At 54.5% G+C, this 14177-nt stretch carries 14 protein-coding genes and 1 riboswitch; of the genes, 11 read left to right on the forward strand and 3 right to left on the reverse strand.

Annotated elements, in window-relative coordinates; genetic code table 11:
- The first annotated feature begins 271 nt into the window (after window positions 1-271).
- A complete protein-coding gene (locus tag ACFSO0_RS13670; RefSeq protein ID WP_376881211.1) occupies window positions 272-751 on the forward strand; it encodes a hypothetical protein in 480 nt (159 codons plus the stop codon).
- Window positions 752-846: 95 nt separating this feature from the next.
- Here the strand turns inward: ACFSO0_RS13670 and ACFSO0_RS13675 are convergent, their stop codons facing one another.
- A complete protein-coding gene (locus ACFSO0_RS13675) occupies window positions 847-1353 on the reverse strand; it encodes an NUDIX domain-containing protein (protein ID WP_376881212.1) in 507 nt (168 codons plus the stop codon).
- 473 nt (window positions 1354-1826) lie between these two features.
- Here ACFSO0_RS13675 and acsA point away from each other — a divergent pair, with 473 nt between their 5' ends.
- From acsA to ACFSO0_RS13690, 3 genes are all read left to right on the forward strand, one after another.
- The gene (acsA, locus tag ACFSO0_RS13680; protein ID WP_376883190.1) at window positions 1827-3521 is read left to right on the forward strand and encodes an acetate--CoA ligase; all 1695 of its coding nucleotides are present in this window, start codon (window positions 1827-1829) and stop codon (window positions 3519-3521) included.
- 76 nt (window positions 3522-3597) lie between these two features.
- A complete protein-coding gene (locus ACFSO0_RS13685; RefSeq protein ID WP_376881213.1) occupies window positions 3598-4530 on the forward strand; it encodes a manganese-dependent inorganic pyrophosphatase in 933 nt (310 codons plus the stop codon).
- A gap of 146 nt (window positions 4531-4676) precedes the next feature.
- A complete protein-coding gene (locus ACFSO0_RS13690) occupies window positions 4677-5438 on the forward strand; it encodes a MerR family transcriptional regulator (protein ID WP_376881214.1) in 762 nt (253 codons plus the stop codon).
- An 11-nt stretch (window positions 5439-5449) separates the two neighbouring features.
- Here the strand turns inward: ACFSO0_RS13690 and ACFSO0_RS13695 are convergent, their stop codons facing one another.
- Both ACFSO0_RS13695 and ACFSO0_RS13700 read right to left on the reverse strand, forming a co-directional pair.
- Window positions 5450-6349 (reverse strand): LysR family transcriptional regulator, encoded by a 900-nt coding sequence (locus tag ACFSO0_RS13695; protein WP_376881216.1) that lies wholly within the window; start codon window positions 6347-6349, stop codon window positions 5450-5452.
- 128 nt (window positions 6350-6477) lie between these two features.
- Window positions 6478-7149 (reverse strand): type 1 glutamine amidotransferase domain-containing protein, encoded by a 672-nt coding sequence (locus ACFSO0_RS13700; RefSeq protein WP_376881218.1) that lies wholly within the window; start codon window positions 7147-7149, stop codon window positions 6478-6480.
- A 295-nt stretch (window positions 7150-7444) separates the two neighbouring features.
- Between ACFSO0_RS13700 and ACFSO0_RS13705 the strand changes: the two genes are divergently transcribed.
- The 7 genes from ACFSO0_RS13705 to ACFSO0_RS13735 all read left to right on the forward strand — a co-directional run bounded on the left by ACFSO0_RS13705 (window position 7445) and on the right by ACFSO0_RS13735 (window position 14069).
- Window positions 7445-8200, forward strand: a complete 756-nt coding sequence (locus ACFSO0_RS13705) for an SDR family oxidoreductase (RefSeq protein WP_376881219.1) — start codon at window positions 7445-7447, stop codon at window positions 8198-8200.
- Window positions 8201-8318: 118 nt separating this feature from the next.
- On the forward strand, window positions 8319-9266 hold the full coding sequence (locus ACFSO0_RS13710) for an MBL fold metallo-hydrolase (RefSeq protein WP_376881221.1): 948 nt from the start codon (window positions 8319-8321) through the stop codon (window positions 9264-9266).
- A gap of 117 nt (window positions 9267-9383) precedes the next feature.
- Window positions 9384-9529, forward strand: a riboswitch (cobalamin riboswitch).
- A 201-nt stretch (window positions 9530-9730) separates the two neighbouring features.
- Entirely contained in the window at window positions 9731-10723 is a 993-nt protein-coding gene (locus ACFSO0_RS13715) for an ABC transporter substrate-binding protein (protein WP_376881222.1), read from the forward strand.
- Window positions 10724-11761, forward strand: a complete 1038-nt coding sequence (locus ACFSO0_RS13720; RefSeq protein WP_376881224.1) for a FecCD family ABC transporter permease — start codon at window positions 10724-10726, stop codon at window positions 11759-11761.
- Window positions 11762-11765: 4 nt separating this feature from the next.
- The gene (locus ACFSO0_RS13725; protein WP_376881226.1) at window positions 11766-12542 is read left to right on the forward strand and encodes an ABC transporter ATP-binding protein; all 777 of its coding nucleotides are present in this window, start codon (window positions 11766-11768) and stop codon (window positions 12540-12542) included.
- A gap of 18 nt (window positions 12543-12560) precedes the next feature.
- On the forward strand, window positions 12561-13151 hold the full coding sequence (cobU, locus tag ACFSO0_RS13730) for a bifunctional adenosylcobinamide kinase/adenosylcobinamide-phosphate guanylyltransferase (RefSeq protein WP_376881228.1): 591 nt from the start codon (window positions 12561-12563) through the stop codon (window positions 13149-13151).
- A gap of 258 nt (window positions 13152-13409) precedes the next feature.
- On the forward strand, window positions 13410-14069 hold the full coding sequence (locus ACFSO0_RS13735) for a YitT family protein (protein ID WP_376881230.1): 660 nt from the start codon (window positions 13410-13412) through the stop codon (window positions 14067-14069).
- Window positions 14070-14177: the final 108 nt, after the last annotated feature.

Genomic DNA, 14177 nt, shown 5'->3' on the forward strand with positions numbered 1-14177 from the left:
CAGAGCGCAACATTACAGTAAGGGCAAGGAATATCCAAGGGGGCTGTCTCAAAAGTCAATTTTTTGACTTGGAGACGCCCCTTTTGCCGTTCAAAACCGTTGATAAATCAATGTTTTCAATTTGGTGGTTTTCGCAGTTTTTTTGAGTGTCGAATAAATAGGGGAGGTGATCGATTGAAAAAGCCAAAAAAGTTACCGTGACTCTAAACACGAGAATTTGGTATATTATGGCTGATGTTGGATTGGCTGATGTAACATGGCTGGCAGGATCATGCAAGAAAATCCTCAACGTTTCTTAGGTTTTGACCGCCATGAAAGGAGTGGGGATATGAGACTGTTGAGATATGCTTTATTGATAATGGTATTTGTTCTTTCTTACTGGGCTGGCTTTTATTCTTATGAGGGCATTCTTTGGCTAGGTTGGAAAGAGACTCTTGGAGGTGACAAGCAAGCGCTAGTGTTTTGGACTTCAATTCCTTATGTTATCATCTTAGTTCCGCTGTATCTTTTGATCTGTTATTTGCTAGAAAGAAAAGTAAAGCGTAAATTCGTACGTTTCGTTTCTTATCCTATTTTTTGTGCGAGTACTTTTCTTTTGCCTACAGCCCTCATTCTGATGCTTTTTGGAGGCGGCAGTTTATTCTCACCTGAAACTCTGCTATTTAACTCATTTTTTGCATCATCCGGGATCATTTTCGGTCTAGGCTACGGATTGACTTCACTTTTGTGCGAACCTAAAAACATAGAATAGTGGTAGCGCAAACGGGATTGATAGTTCAATGGGGCAGTTCTATAATGTCAACAGGTTTTAGCGGTTATTCGTTGTGCTTGTGAAAACGATCCCGATTATATCTCCTCACTTGCATGGTTTCCGGAAGATGCTTTTTGAAAGAAAGTACGTTCTGTTGTCCCGGGGTAAAAAATCTCTTGGGGGTACGGTAAAGGAAGATCAGGCAATGCAGACGGGGGGAAGTACCTGAAATCTGCTGACTCTCCGTCGATCGCTTGTAAAGTTCCGCTTCGGACTTCACATTCAAAAACGAAGATCACATACTCGACTTTGTTTCCATCAGGATAAATCCAGCGATAATCTTTTCCGTCCAATACGCCAAGCAATCGATTGGCACTCACCTTTAGTCCTGTTTCTTCCCACACTTCCCGGACAACTGCTTCAGCAGGTGTTTCTCCAGGTTCAATCGCACCAGCAGGCATGCTCCATCTTTTCGTGTCGGCATCAAGCATAAAGAGAACTTCGCCTTGATCGTTTCGGATGATGGCTGCGACACTAGGGCTGAAAATGAGTTCATTTCCGATTTTTTTGCGTAAATCTTTATAATACGCGGACATCGGCATATCCCACACCTCCATCGGGAATGTATTCCATTAAAGGTTGTATAATCCTCCTGAAAATATAATATTGGGCTTCATCCCCATATCAGGTGTATTCCCTAGAGGTCACGGCACGATTGAAGCCACGTCTTTACCAAACTAAAAACCCTGATAGTGGTCGGGGCTTTGTGGAGGGAGATGCGGATGAATACATGAGTAACCGAAAGTATGGATAGGTGATACTGCCACTATATGATCCGGTGTTTTAGCAGACCGGGACTCCTTTTACCATAAGGGGTTCCGGTCAAAAATTTATTATCACTTGAATACCCCAACCTGTCTGCCTCTATTCGACGCAAGACGATTTTGAAAGATAAAAAAACAGTCTGTTATAAAACAGTTTGTTATTGTATAATAAACAAAATGTTATATAACAGATCAAAACTCGCACTTGCGTGTATCCAGGGGTGGAAAAAGTGGGAACAGACCAAATTTTGATGCTGGATGACAGGGCAAATCTCCAAAACTATGACGAAGCAGTTCAAACGATGGATTGGAACAAAATCGAACAGCAATTTACCTGGTCGCAAACCGGCAACGTGAACATCGTGTACGAAGCGATCGACCGGCATGTCGCGGAAGGCAAGGGCAGTCGGGTCGCGCTGCATTACACGGATGGCTCCAGAGAGGAGAGCTACACCTTTGCGGAAATGATGCAGCTCAGCTCGCGTTTCGCGAACGGCTTGCGCAAGCTGGGTGTGAACAAAGGAGACCGGGTCTTTCTTTTCATGCCGCGCAGCCCCGAGCTGTATATCGCGTTGCTTGGTATTTTGCGCATCGGGGCCATTGCCGGTCCGTTGTTTGAAGCATTTATGGAGGAAGCGGTGAAGGATCGCCTGGAAGACAGCGGTGCCAAGGTTGTCGTCACGACGGCTGCGCTGGCAACTCGCATCCGGACAAAGGAGTTGCCGCAGTTGCAGCATGTAATTGTCGCCGATGCGGCGGAGCCAGCCGAGGCGAACCAGATTCCGTACAAGCTCCTGATGAAAAACGCCAGCGATGCGTACACGATCGAATGGGTGGATCGCGAAGACGGCATGATTTTGAACTACACGTCCGGTTCAACAGGCAAACCGAAAGGCGTCCTGCACGTACACGACGCGATGATTCACCAGAAGCTGGCCGGACAATGGGTGTACGACCTGCGGGAAGACGATGTGTACTGGTGCACGGCTGACCCCGGATGGGTTACGGGTACATCGGCTGGCGTGCTCTCACCGTGGCTGAATGGTGTCACCTGTGTGATCCGGGGCGGGCGCTTCGACGCACATGAATGGTATGCTACGCTGGAAAAGTACGGCGTAACGGTCTGGTTCAGCGCCCCGACCGCGTTTCGGATGCTGATGGCAAAAGGCGAGCGGCAGCCGCTGCAGAAGTATCGTCTGTCCAGACTGCGCCATGTGCTGTCCGCCGGAGAACCGCTGAACCCGGAGGTCATCCGCTGGGGGCTGGAGGTGCTTCAGTTGCGCATCCACGACAACTGGTGGATGACCGAGACCGGCTCGTCGATCTGCGCGAACTTCCGCTGTAATCCGCTGCGGCCAGGCTCCATGGGCAAGCCGCTGCCCGGCATCACGATGGCAATCGTGGACGATGAAGGAAACGAACTGCCTCCGAACCGGCTGGGGAATCTGGCGATCAAGCCGAAGTGGCCGGCGATGATGCGCACGATCTGGAACCATCTGGAAAAATACGAGAAATACTTCCTGAACGGCTGGTTCATGACCGGCGACTCCGCTTACAAGGATGCGGACGGCTACTTCTGGTTTGAAGGGCGCGTGGACGACGTCATTAATACGTCCGGGGAGCGGGTAGGCCCGTTTGAGGTGGAAAGCAAGCTGGTCGAGCATCCAGCTATTGCCGAGGCGGGTGTCATCGGCGTTCCTGATCCGCTGCGCGGTGAGGTGATCAAGGCGTTTATTTCGCTTCGCCAAGGGTACGAAGAAAGCGATGCGCTGAAGGAAGAGATCAAGCAGTTCGTGAAGACACGCCTGGCCGCGCATGCAGCGCCGCGCTTGATCGAAGTGAGACAGACGCTGCCCAAAACCAACTCCGGCAAAATCATGCGCCGCGTGTTAAAGGCTTGGGAGCTCGGGCTGCCGACGGGAGATTTGTCTACGATGGAGAATTGAGCAGCAGGATAGATTCCAAGGATGTCGGCTCTTATGGTATAATCTTGATGCCATAACAAGACGAAGGAGTACGATCATGGAAAAAAAACTCATTTTCGGTCATAAAAATCCGGACACCGATTCCATTTGTTCGGCACTGGTTTACGCAGATTTGAAAACAAAGCTGGGCGCAAACGTAGAGCCGGTTCGCCTCGGCGCCGTCAGCAACGAAACGCAATTCGTGCTGGACTACTTCAAGGTAGCAGCTCCTCGTCAGGTAGAGACGGTAGCGAATGAAGTAAGCGAAGTCATTCTCGTCGACCACAACGAGCGTCAGCAAAGTGCGAGCGATATCGAACAAGTGCAAGTGGTGGAAGTGATCGACCACCATCGCATCGCCAACTTTGAGACGAGCAATCCGCTCTACTTCCGCGCAGAGCCGGTCGGCTGCACGACGACCATCCTGAAAAAAATGTACAAGGAAAACGGTGTGGAGATTCCGAAAGACATCGCGGGCTTGATGCTGTCTGCCATCATCTCCGACACGCTGTTGCTGAAATCCCCGACCTGCACGGAGCAAGACGTGAAGGCTGCGCATGAGCTGGCGGAAATCGCAGGCGTGAATCTGGAGCAATACGGCCTGGAAATGCTGAAAGCAGGCGCAGACCTGAGCGACAAGTCCATCGCCCAGCTGCTCTCTCTGGATGCGAAAGAATTCCAGATGGGCAGCGCCAAAGTAGAAATCGCTCAAGTGAATGCCGTAGACGTCAACGACGTGCTCGGTCGTCAAGCCGAGCTGGAAGCGGCCGTTTCCAAAATCGTGGCGGACAAAGGTCTCGATCTGTTCGTCTTCGTCGTGACCGACATCCTGAACAACGACTCCGTAGCTGTCGCCATCGGTAACGCGACGCACGCTGTAGAAAAAGCGTACAATGTAACGCTGGTGGACAACAAAGCGGTCCTCAAAGGCGTCGTTTCCCGCAAAAAACAAATCGTACCTGTACTGACGGACACCTTCGCGAGCCTGTAAGGGCGGGAAGGTTCCCTTTCGAGAAAACTGCCGCGCAGAACGTGCCGGCAGTTTTTTGCTTGCGGGACGAATCTCTCGCCAGCGGAAAACGCATTGACATTAACGGTCCGTAAATGTGTACGATGAATTCGTCAGGAGGGATGGCCATGGAATATACGGTGCAAAAGCTGGGGCTCCTGGCGGGTGTCAGCACCCGGACGCTCCGCTACTACGATGAGATCGGGATTCTCAAACCCGCGAGAATCAATTCGTCCGGGTATCGTATCTACGGACAGCCAGAGGTCGATCGCTTGCAGCAAATTCTTTTTTACCGAGAACTGGGGGTGAGCCTGGAAGAGATCAAGGAGATTATTTCCTCGCCGACCTTTGATGCCGACCAGGCGCTGCGGGAGCACCGGGCGAAGCTCCTGGCAAAACGGGCGCAGTTGGACGCGCTGATTGCGAACGTCGAACGGACACTGGCGCAGAGAGAGGGGAAAGAGACGATGAGCGACAAACAAAAGTTTGAGGGTTTCAAGCAAGAGTTGATCGATGAGAACGAAAAGCAGTACGGCGAGGAGATTCGCGCCAAATACGGAGACGAACGAGTCGGCAGGTCGAACGAAAAGTTCAAGGGCATGACAGAGGAGGAGTATGCGCGGGTCAAAGAGCTGGAGCAGGCAATCCACGAGACGTTGGCAAAAGCCTTTGCCACGAAAGATCCGGCAGGCGAGCTGGCGCAGAAGGCTGTACAGCTGCATCGCGAGTGGCTCTGCTTTTTTTGGCCCGAGTACAGTAAAGAAGCGCACATGGGGCTTGCGCAAATGTACGTGGATGACCCGCGGTTCACGGCATACTACGACAAGGATCAACCGGGAGTGGCTGCGTTCTTGAAGGAGGCGGTCGCCTATTGTGCAGGGAAGGAGTGAGAAAGAGGCTGCTATCTGTCGGAGATAGCGGCCTCTTTCTGATCCAGACAACTGCGTAGGAATTCGATAGCCGCTTTCAGTTGCGGCGCGTTTCGATTTTTGACGAGATAGGCCAGATACAAATCATTCTGGACTTGACCGGCTGTCTGAATGATTTTGATCTTGCCTGCCTGCAAGGAATCTGCCAGCATGTACGTTGGCAGGAGGCTGATGCCGGCGCCGTGCTCGATGGCTCGTAGTATCGCGTGTAAATCCGGGAGCACGTGGACGGCCTGCAAGAGCGGGCGCTTCCGAAAGTATTCCCGCCAGTAGCGGCGAATGATCGGCAGTTCCAGTCCATAGCTGAGCCAAGGCTGGGCGGACAGCCAGGATTCGCTGTCCTGGAGATCGTCCGGATTGGGCTGGGGAAAATCGCGGGGAGCCACAATGACAAAGTCCTCCTGCATATAAGGAAGATATTCGACGCCGGGAGCAGACAGCCTTTGCGAAGTGATGATCGCGTCTACCTTCTCTTCCAGAAGGGTGTCGAGCAGGGCGGAAGTGATACCGAAATGGGCGATGACCCGCAGAGGAAAGTCCGCCAGATGCGGGGCGATCCTTTCGCGGAATAGCTCGTGGGCAGACCCGATTTTGATGACAGGCAGGGAAGAGGAGGAGCTGGTTTTGAGGTTGAGCGTCGTCTCTTCCAGCCCTTCGATCAGGGGAGCGACGCGGGTATACAGTTCCTTTCCACGCTCGGTTGGGACCATTTTCCGCGGGGTTCTCGTAAATAACGGTTCTCCGACTTCTGCTTCCAGAGCGGCGAGGTGCTGACTCATGGCGGGTTGGGTCATCATCCGCGATTTGGCTGCTTCTGATACAGAGCCGTGCTTGTAAATGCTGATGAAGCTTCGGTACCATTCAAAATCCATGCAACTCTTCTCCTTTCTGGCAAACGTCATGTTGCTCGACAGAAGCAGGGAAAGCCCCGTGCTTTTAGACACGGGACTTCTGCTATTGCTGATGTGCGCCCCGCAAGGTAAAAACAATGCGGCAACTGTTACAAACGCGCCGACCCAAGTTTTGCGATGACGGCTTTGGTCACGGCGACGGTCGATTGCGGATTTTGTCCGGTAATCAGGTTGCCGTCCACCTCGCAATGCTCGGCCCAGTTCGGTGCTGCCACAAAAATAGCCCCGAGGTCACGCAATTTGCTCTCCAGCAGGAAAGGAAGCGCAGGGGCAAGTCCGGTGTCGGCTTCTTCCCGGTCCGTAAAGGCATTGACACGCTTGCCGGCAACGAGAGGCTGGCCGTCGGACAACGTAGCGCCGACCAATCCGGCTGGCCCGTGGCAGACCGCCGCGACGATTTTGCCTGCCTCATAAAAGTCGCGCAGCAACTCTTGCAGCTTCTCGTTCACAGGAAGATCGTACATGGTGCCATGTCCGCCGGGCAAGAAAATCGCATCGTATTCGGCAGCGGAAACTTCCGACAGCTTTTGGGTGTTTTCCAGATGCCCTGCCGCATCCAACATTTCTTTCGCTGTATGTTCATCCACACTGGCCGGATCAATCGGCCCACTCCCTCCAAGCGGACTTGCTACGGTCACTTCATATCCTTCAGCCGTGAAGGCCAGATAGGCTTCCGCGAATTCGGACAGCCAGATTCCCGTCTGTTTTCCTTCCGTAATGTCAGTATGATTGGTCACGACCATCAAGATTTTTTTCGTCATTCCTTGTGCCTCCTCTGGTGATTTTGGTTGTCACAAGGGCTATTCTACGGTCGTGATACCTATAAAACAAATTATGTTTCTATCATATTGCCATAAATAATATTATAGATATTCGCGTATGCAGTAAAGCCCTCGTTTTTCAAGAGAGCAGCCAGCAAAAGGGCATCCATAATGAATTCACCGACCTTGGTGCATCCCGGAGGTCCTGAAAATGATTTTTTTGAAAAAACAGGAAAATGACTGCGGAAAGTCTAAATAGATCAGGAAAACTACTGTTGTCAGAGGAGGAAAAACGATGGCGAGACTCAAGGGAAATACCGCGGTGATTACCGGTGTCAGCCATAACAGAGGGATAGGAGCTGCCATTGCTCGCGCATTTGCTGCGGAAGGAGCGAATATTTTTTTCACTCATTGGCAGGCAGAACCGGACTGGGGCTATCGCTTCCAAAAGGAAATAGAGGAATTTGGGGTACGCTGCGCAGGGATGGCCATCGACTTGTCCGACCGAGCGGCGCACGTCACTTTGCTCGATGCTGCTGCGGAACAAGTCAGTGATCCGACGATTCTCTTCAACAACGCGGCTCACTCGACGCGCGACGGCTACGAGCTTTTGGATGCCGACACTTTGGACGCCCACTACGCCGTCAATGTGAGAGCCACTTGCCTGTTGAGCGTGGAATTTACTCGTCGCCTGAGGCAGGCCGGGCATCGCGGAGGCAGAATCATCAACCTTACTTCCGGTCAGGGACAAGGGCCGATGATCGGCGAATTGGCTTATGTGGCAAGCAAAGGAGCCATCTCTGCCTTCACCTTGTCGCTGTCTGCCGAGGTCGCACCGCTGGGAATCACGGTAAATGCCATCAATCCGGGACCTACCGATACGGGCTGGATGTCACCCGAACTGAAAGAACAGCTGCTGTCGCAATTTTTGATGGGCCGCATGGGACAGCCGGAAGACGCCGCACGATTGGCAGTTTTTTTGGCCAGCGAGGAGGGCGGATGGATTACCGGACAGGTCATCAACTCGGAAGGCGGATTTTTGCGCAGGTAAGGATGATGAGCAGAGTCGCGGCGATGTGCGAACAGTCCCTTCCTGCCCAACTTGTGGTACAGTGGAAATATCCAGCGATGAAATGGACTTGTCCATATCCAAAAGGAGGCAGGAAGGCATGCAGCAAAAAGATCCCCTTTTCCTGGGGCAACGGATTCATCTGATCGACGGCTTCGACATGGGCGTGCCAGAGCGGACAGGCACGTATGTCATAGAAGAAGCGGAACTGACCTTGATCGAGACGGGGCCGAGCCCCTCTGTGTCCCACATTCGCGCGGGTCTTGCCAGGCTGGGCTATACGCCCGAGCAAGTCAAGTACATCATCGTGACCCATATCCATCTGGACCACGCTGGCGGCGCGGGCCTGTTTTTGCAAGAATGTCCCAATGCCACCGTCGTCGTCCATCCGAAGGGAGCGCGCCATCTCGTCGATCCGAGCCGTCTCATTGCAGGGGCGCGCGCGGTGTACGGAGAGCAGTTTGACTCGTTCTTCGACCCGATCGTCCCCATACCGCAGGAGCGGCTGCTGACGCGGGCGGACGGGGAGACGCTGCAGATTGGGCCGAATTGTGTGCTGGAGTTCCTCGATTCCCCGGGTCACGCCAAGCATCATTTCAGCATTTACGATCCGGTCAGCAACGGCATGTTCACCGGAGATACGGCAGGAGTCTACTATCCGCAGCTGTCCAGGGACGGGATTCACCTGTTCCTGCCGTCCACCTCGCCGAATCAGTTTGATCCGGATGAGACACTCGCTTCCATCGCGCGCTACCGCGAGCGGCGGCTGGATCGGATCTACTTTGGGCATTTCGGTATGACGGAGCGGGTAGAAGACGTCTTCCGCCAGATCGCGGAGTGGCTGCCCGTGTTTGTACAGGAAGGACAAGCTGTTCTGGCGCAGGAGCTCGGCCATGAAGAGCTGGCGAACAGGCTGCTGCAAAAGGTCACCGCTCATCTGAAGTCGCTTGGCGTGCCGGACGATCATGACGTGCATGCGATCCTCTCGCTCGATTTGTCTGTCTGCGCAATGGGCATCGTCGACTATTTGCAGAAAAAAGGCAAGTAAGCGCCGGAAAAGGCAGAACCAGGGCGAAGGGGCACGGGTGTTGAGGTGCGGCGCAGCCAAGTTTTCGGGTTCTTTTTTTTCTAAAGGAATGCTATCATGTTGGGGGGAGACAACCACATAGGAATAGCGTGAACAGGTGCCTCGTCCCGCATGTGCGGCCGGGGTGAAAAGGGAAGCCGGTGCGAGTCCGGCGCGGTCCCGCCACTGTAAATCGGGTGTTTGTGCCCATGAGCCAGGAGACCTGCCTGTTTGCTTGCGTGCCAATGTTCCTTCGCGGAAAGGAGCGGCCGGATCGATTGTCTTGTGCAAATGGGCACTTGTCTGCCAGCCATTTGGGACCTGAAAAGCCGACCCTTCGCTTCTCTTGCGGGAGCAAAGGGTTTTTTGTTTGGCAAAAAAGCGGCGATCGCTTTCCCGTGCCGTCCTGTCCACCCGTACAGGAGATTAAGGAAGGAGTATCACCAATGAAACGTTTTTGGAAGCTGGCCATCCCGCTCGTGGCGGCTGTAAGCCTGATCGGTTGTGCAAATAGCCAAACCGCGCAGCCGTCCGAAAATGCCACACAGCAGCAAACGGACACCAACCAATCTGGAGGAAGCCAGCCGGCGGCAACGGAAACCGTCTATCCACTGACGGTGACGGACGCTACCGGCAAGGAAGTGAAGATTCCGAAAGCGCCGCAGCGCATTGTGTCTACCTCTCCAGCCGAGACGGAAATTTTGTTTGCCCTGGGGCTGGATCAGCAGATTGTGGGTGTCTCGGATTTCGATGACTACCCGGAAGCGGCAAAAGCAAAGCCGAAAGTCGGCGGAGTCGTGAAGCCAAACGAGGAGGCGATCCTGTCGCAGAGCCCGGACCTGGTGATCGGCGGGATTTCCATGGAGAAACCGGTGGCCGAAAAATTGAAGTCGCTGGGCATGCCCGTCTATGTGACACAGCCGAAGACGCTCGATGACATCATGAACAACATCGTGGTCATCGGGAAAATGACGAATCGCCAGCAGCAGGCAGAACAGCTGGTCGCAGGCATGAAGCAGGACATCGCCCGCGTGCAGGACGCCGTAAAAGGGCTGAAGCCGGAGGGGAAGAAAAAAGTATACCTCGAATTTTCGCCGGGCTGGACCGTTGGCAAGGGTGAGTACCTGGACGAGCTGATTACGCTGGCCGGAGCGACGAACATTGCGTCCGACACCGTGGGCTGGAATCCGATCAGCGAGGAGAAAATCGTCAAGGACGATCCGGATGTGATCCTCTACGCGGACGGGATTACGGATAACAAAACAGGCAAAAAGCTGGAGGACATCATTAAAAACCGGAGCGGCTGGGATCAGATCAAGGCAATCCGCGACGGACAAATTTTCGGGATGGATCAAGACACCTTGTCTCGTCCAGGACCGCGCATTACGCAAGGGCTCATCCAGGTAGCGAAGGCGATCTATCCCGATCTGGTGAAATAGATGAAGCAAAGACTGGTTATCTGGGGCGCGGCTGGTATACTGCTGCTTGTCGCTTCCATCGTCATCAGCATCTCGCTCGGGGCAGCCAGCTTGCCGCTGTCACAAGTATGGCTGATCCTGTTGCATCAGGTTCCGGGCTTTTCCGATCTGGTCCCTGCGGGCTGGCCGCAGTCTGCGGAGCAGATTGTCATGAAGGTGCGGTTCCCCCGCGTCGTCCTGGCGGTTCTGGTCGGTGCCTGCCTTTCACTGGCGGGAGCAGGGTTTCAGGGAGTTTTGCGCAATTCCTTGGCCGACCCGTACACGATGGGGGTCGCATCCGGTTCTGCTGTGGGTGCGGCCTTCCTCCTTTTGTTCGGCCTGCAAATCTCCTTTCTCGGGGAATGGAGCACGCCGGTGGTCGCCTTTTTCACGGGCTTTTGCAGCTTGTGGATCGTCATGAGGCTGGCGAATACGCAGGGCAAGCTGCAGACGGAGTCGCTGATTTTGTCAGGGGTCGTCGTGCAGGCTTTTCTCGGCTCTCTGGTATCGTTCATGGTCTCGCTCTCTGACCAGACTGTGAACGAGATCGTCTTTTGGCTGATGGGCAGCCTGTCTTTTCGCGGCTGGACCTTTACATACGTCCTCATGCCGTACCTGCTCGTCGGCTTGCTGATTTTTATTGCCTACTCGCGCGCCCTGAACCTGTTTGCCCTGGGCGAGCGGCAGGCCGCGCATTTGGGCGTGAACGTCGACCGGACCAAGCTGGTCGTGCTGATCGTCTCGACATTGCTGACGGCAGCGGCGGTTTCCATATCAGGCATTATCGGGTTCGTCGGTCTGGTCGTCCCGCATCTCGTCCGTCTGCTGGTCGGACCGGATTATCGCCTGCTATTGCCGATGTCGACCGTGTTTGGCGGCATCTACGTACTTTGGGCCGACACGCTGGCCCGGCTGCTGCTCGCTCCGACGGAGATACCGCTGGGTGTCGTCACCGCCTTTCTCGGAGCGCCGTTTTTTGCTTATTTATTGAAAAAGAACAAACGGACAGGAGGGAGGTAGACCGGTGATCGAGGTGAAGTCTCTGCACAAGGCGTATCACGCGAGAGCCGTCGTCTGTGGCGCAAATTTTTCCGTCGGAGCGGGAGAATTTTTCGGCATCATCGGCCCCAATGGCAGCGGCAAGTCGACTTTGCTGAAGCTGCTTTCCGGCGTCGCCAGTGCTGACGCGGGTGAGATTCTGCTCGGCGGCAAGCCGATTCGGTCTTACGCGCGCAAGGAGCTGGCGCGAATCGTGGCCGTTCTGGAGCAGGAGGCGCTGCCGCCCGTCGGCTTTCGCGTGCGCGAGGTTTTGGAGATGGGGAGATATCCTTATCAAAACTGGCTCGGGGAAGAAGGAGAGGACTCGACTGTGCTGATCGATGACGTCGTGCGCATGCTCGGCCTGTCAGAGCTGCAGGAGCGGAAGCTGGATGAGCTGAGCGGAGGGGAAAAGCAGCGGGTCGCCCTTGGCAAGGCACTGGTGCAAAAGCCGCAGGTGCTCCTGCTCGACGAACCGACGACCTACCTGGATATCGGCTATCAAATCCAGCTGATGGACATTGCCCGCAGCTGGCAAAAAAACAACCAGGTCACAGTGGTGGCGGTGCTGCACGACCTGAATCTGGCCTCCCTGTACTGCGACCGCATCCTGCTGATGCACAAGGGGCGGCAGGTGAGCGTAGGCAAATCGCGCGACATTTTGCGCAGCAGCCTGATTGAACAAGTGTACGGGATAAAGCCGATTGTGATGGAGCACCCGATCCATCAGCTGCCGCAAATCATGCTGCAGCCCGGCTCGTAACCGAAGGAGGCAGGACAGATGATCGCACTGATTACAGGCGGGGCCAAGAGCGGCAAAAGCTTGTTTGCGGAAAGGTACGCGGCGCATCTCGGCTCCCGCGGCGTGTACATCGCGACCTCGCCCGTGTTTGACGAGGAACTACAGGAGCGCGTTCGGCAGCACAGGCTGCGCCGCGAACAGTCGGCGATCGCCTGGGAGACGGTGGAGGAGCCCTATGAGCTGGCCGTCCTCCTGCAGGATCTGGCAGGGAATGCCAAGCGGTGGCCGGAGGGGACTGTCTTCCTTGTCGACTGCCTGACGTTGTGGCTGTCCAATTGGCTGCTCCGCTGTGCGCCGCACGAGGCTGCGGAGCGGATTGGCGAACTGCTGGACAGGCTGGAGGACGCGCTGCGCAGCTTTCCCGGCACGTTGCTTCTGGTCACCAATGAAGTCGGCTACGGGGTCGTTCCGGATACGCCGCTGGGGCGTGTATTTCGCGACCTCGCAGGTGTCATGAACCAGCGGATCGCCGCGCTGTGCGACCAGGTGTTTCTCGTCACGGCAGGTATTCCGATTGAACTTATGAGCAGGGAGTTTACGTGGGAAAAACGCGAATCGGCCGGGCGCTGATTCGCGTTTTTCCCATTTTTGTGCTATACTATAAGAAAAGCAATGGAAGGGATCAGGATACCATGCGTCCCCACAGGACGGTCTGGAAACGTTATGACCTCTCCTACATCTAGCTTCGTAGCAGTCGATCGTCGCCTGGACGACCAACCTGCTACGGAAGCGAGGTTTTTTGTATGAGTAGCGGCTTGTACCTGCGAAATTCCTCTCCGGTCGGTTGGCCGTCTGTGCCAAAACCGACAAAACTGCGAGGAATTCAAGATGAGGAGAGCGCTGCAAGTAACCCGTCGTTATGGCCTGATTTTGTTTGGAGCGTGTCTGCTGGCATTTACCTATTACCACATTAATTTTCAGAACCACTTCTCGGAAGGCGGCTTCGTCGGACTGGGGCTGCTCGCCAAATACGCCTTTGACCTGTCTCCAGCGACCATGATGTTCTTTCTGGACATCCCGCTGTTTCTGGTCGCCTGGCTGGTGAGAGGACGCCAGTTCATCCGGGATTCGATTTTCGCGTCCCTGTCATTTACCGTCTTCTACGACCTGTTTGAGCGGTATTCGCCGCTCGTGATGGATTTTTCCGGCATGATGCCCGTAGCCTCCATCCTGTCCGGGGTGTTGACCGGTCTGGGAACCGGCCTTGTCTTGCGCCACGGAGCTGCGACAGGCGGGGACGACATTTTGTCCTTGCTGCTTGGCAAGTACACGGGACTGTCAATCGGTACCATCTTTCTTTTGCTCGACGGCATGGTGCTGACCTTGTCCTTCTGGTATGTGCCTGTCAAAGAAATGATTTTTACGATTTTGGCCGTCATCATTTCCAGCCGGGTCATCACATGGACAGTCGAAGTCGGCAAGGGTGCGGATGTCGGGGCAGAGCAAGAGGCTCATGGACATGGTCATGTTTCCGTGAACCACAGATAATCGTCAAACATGGATATACGATATGCATATAGAAGCGTCGTTGAAAATGACCTTGCCTGCTGCACAGTGGGCAAGGTTTTTTGCTGCAAATATTGCCACCGTAGAAAC

The organism is Brevibacillus sp. GCM10020057 (assembly GCF_042683565.1).
Lineage (GTDB): Bacteria > Bacillota > Bacilli > Brevibacillales > Brevibacillaceae > Brevibacillus.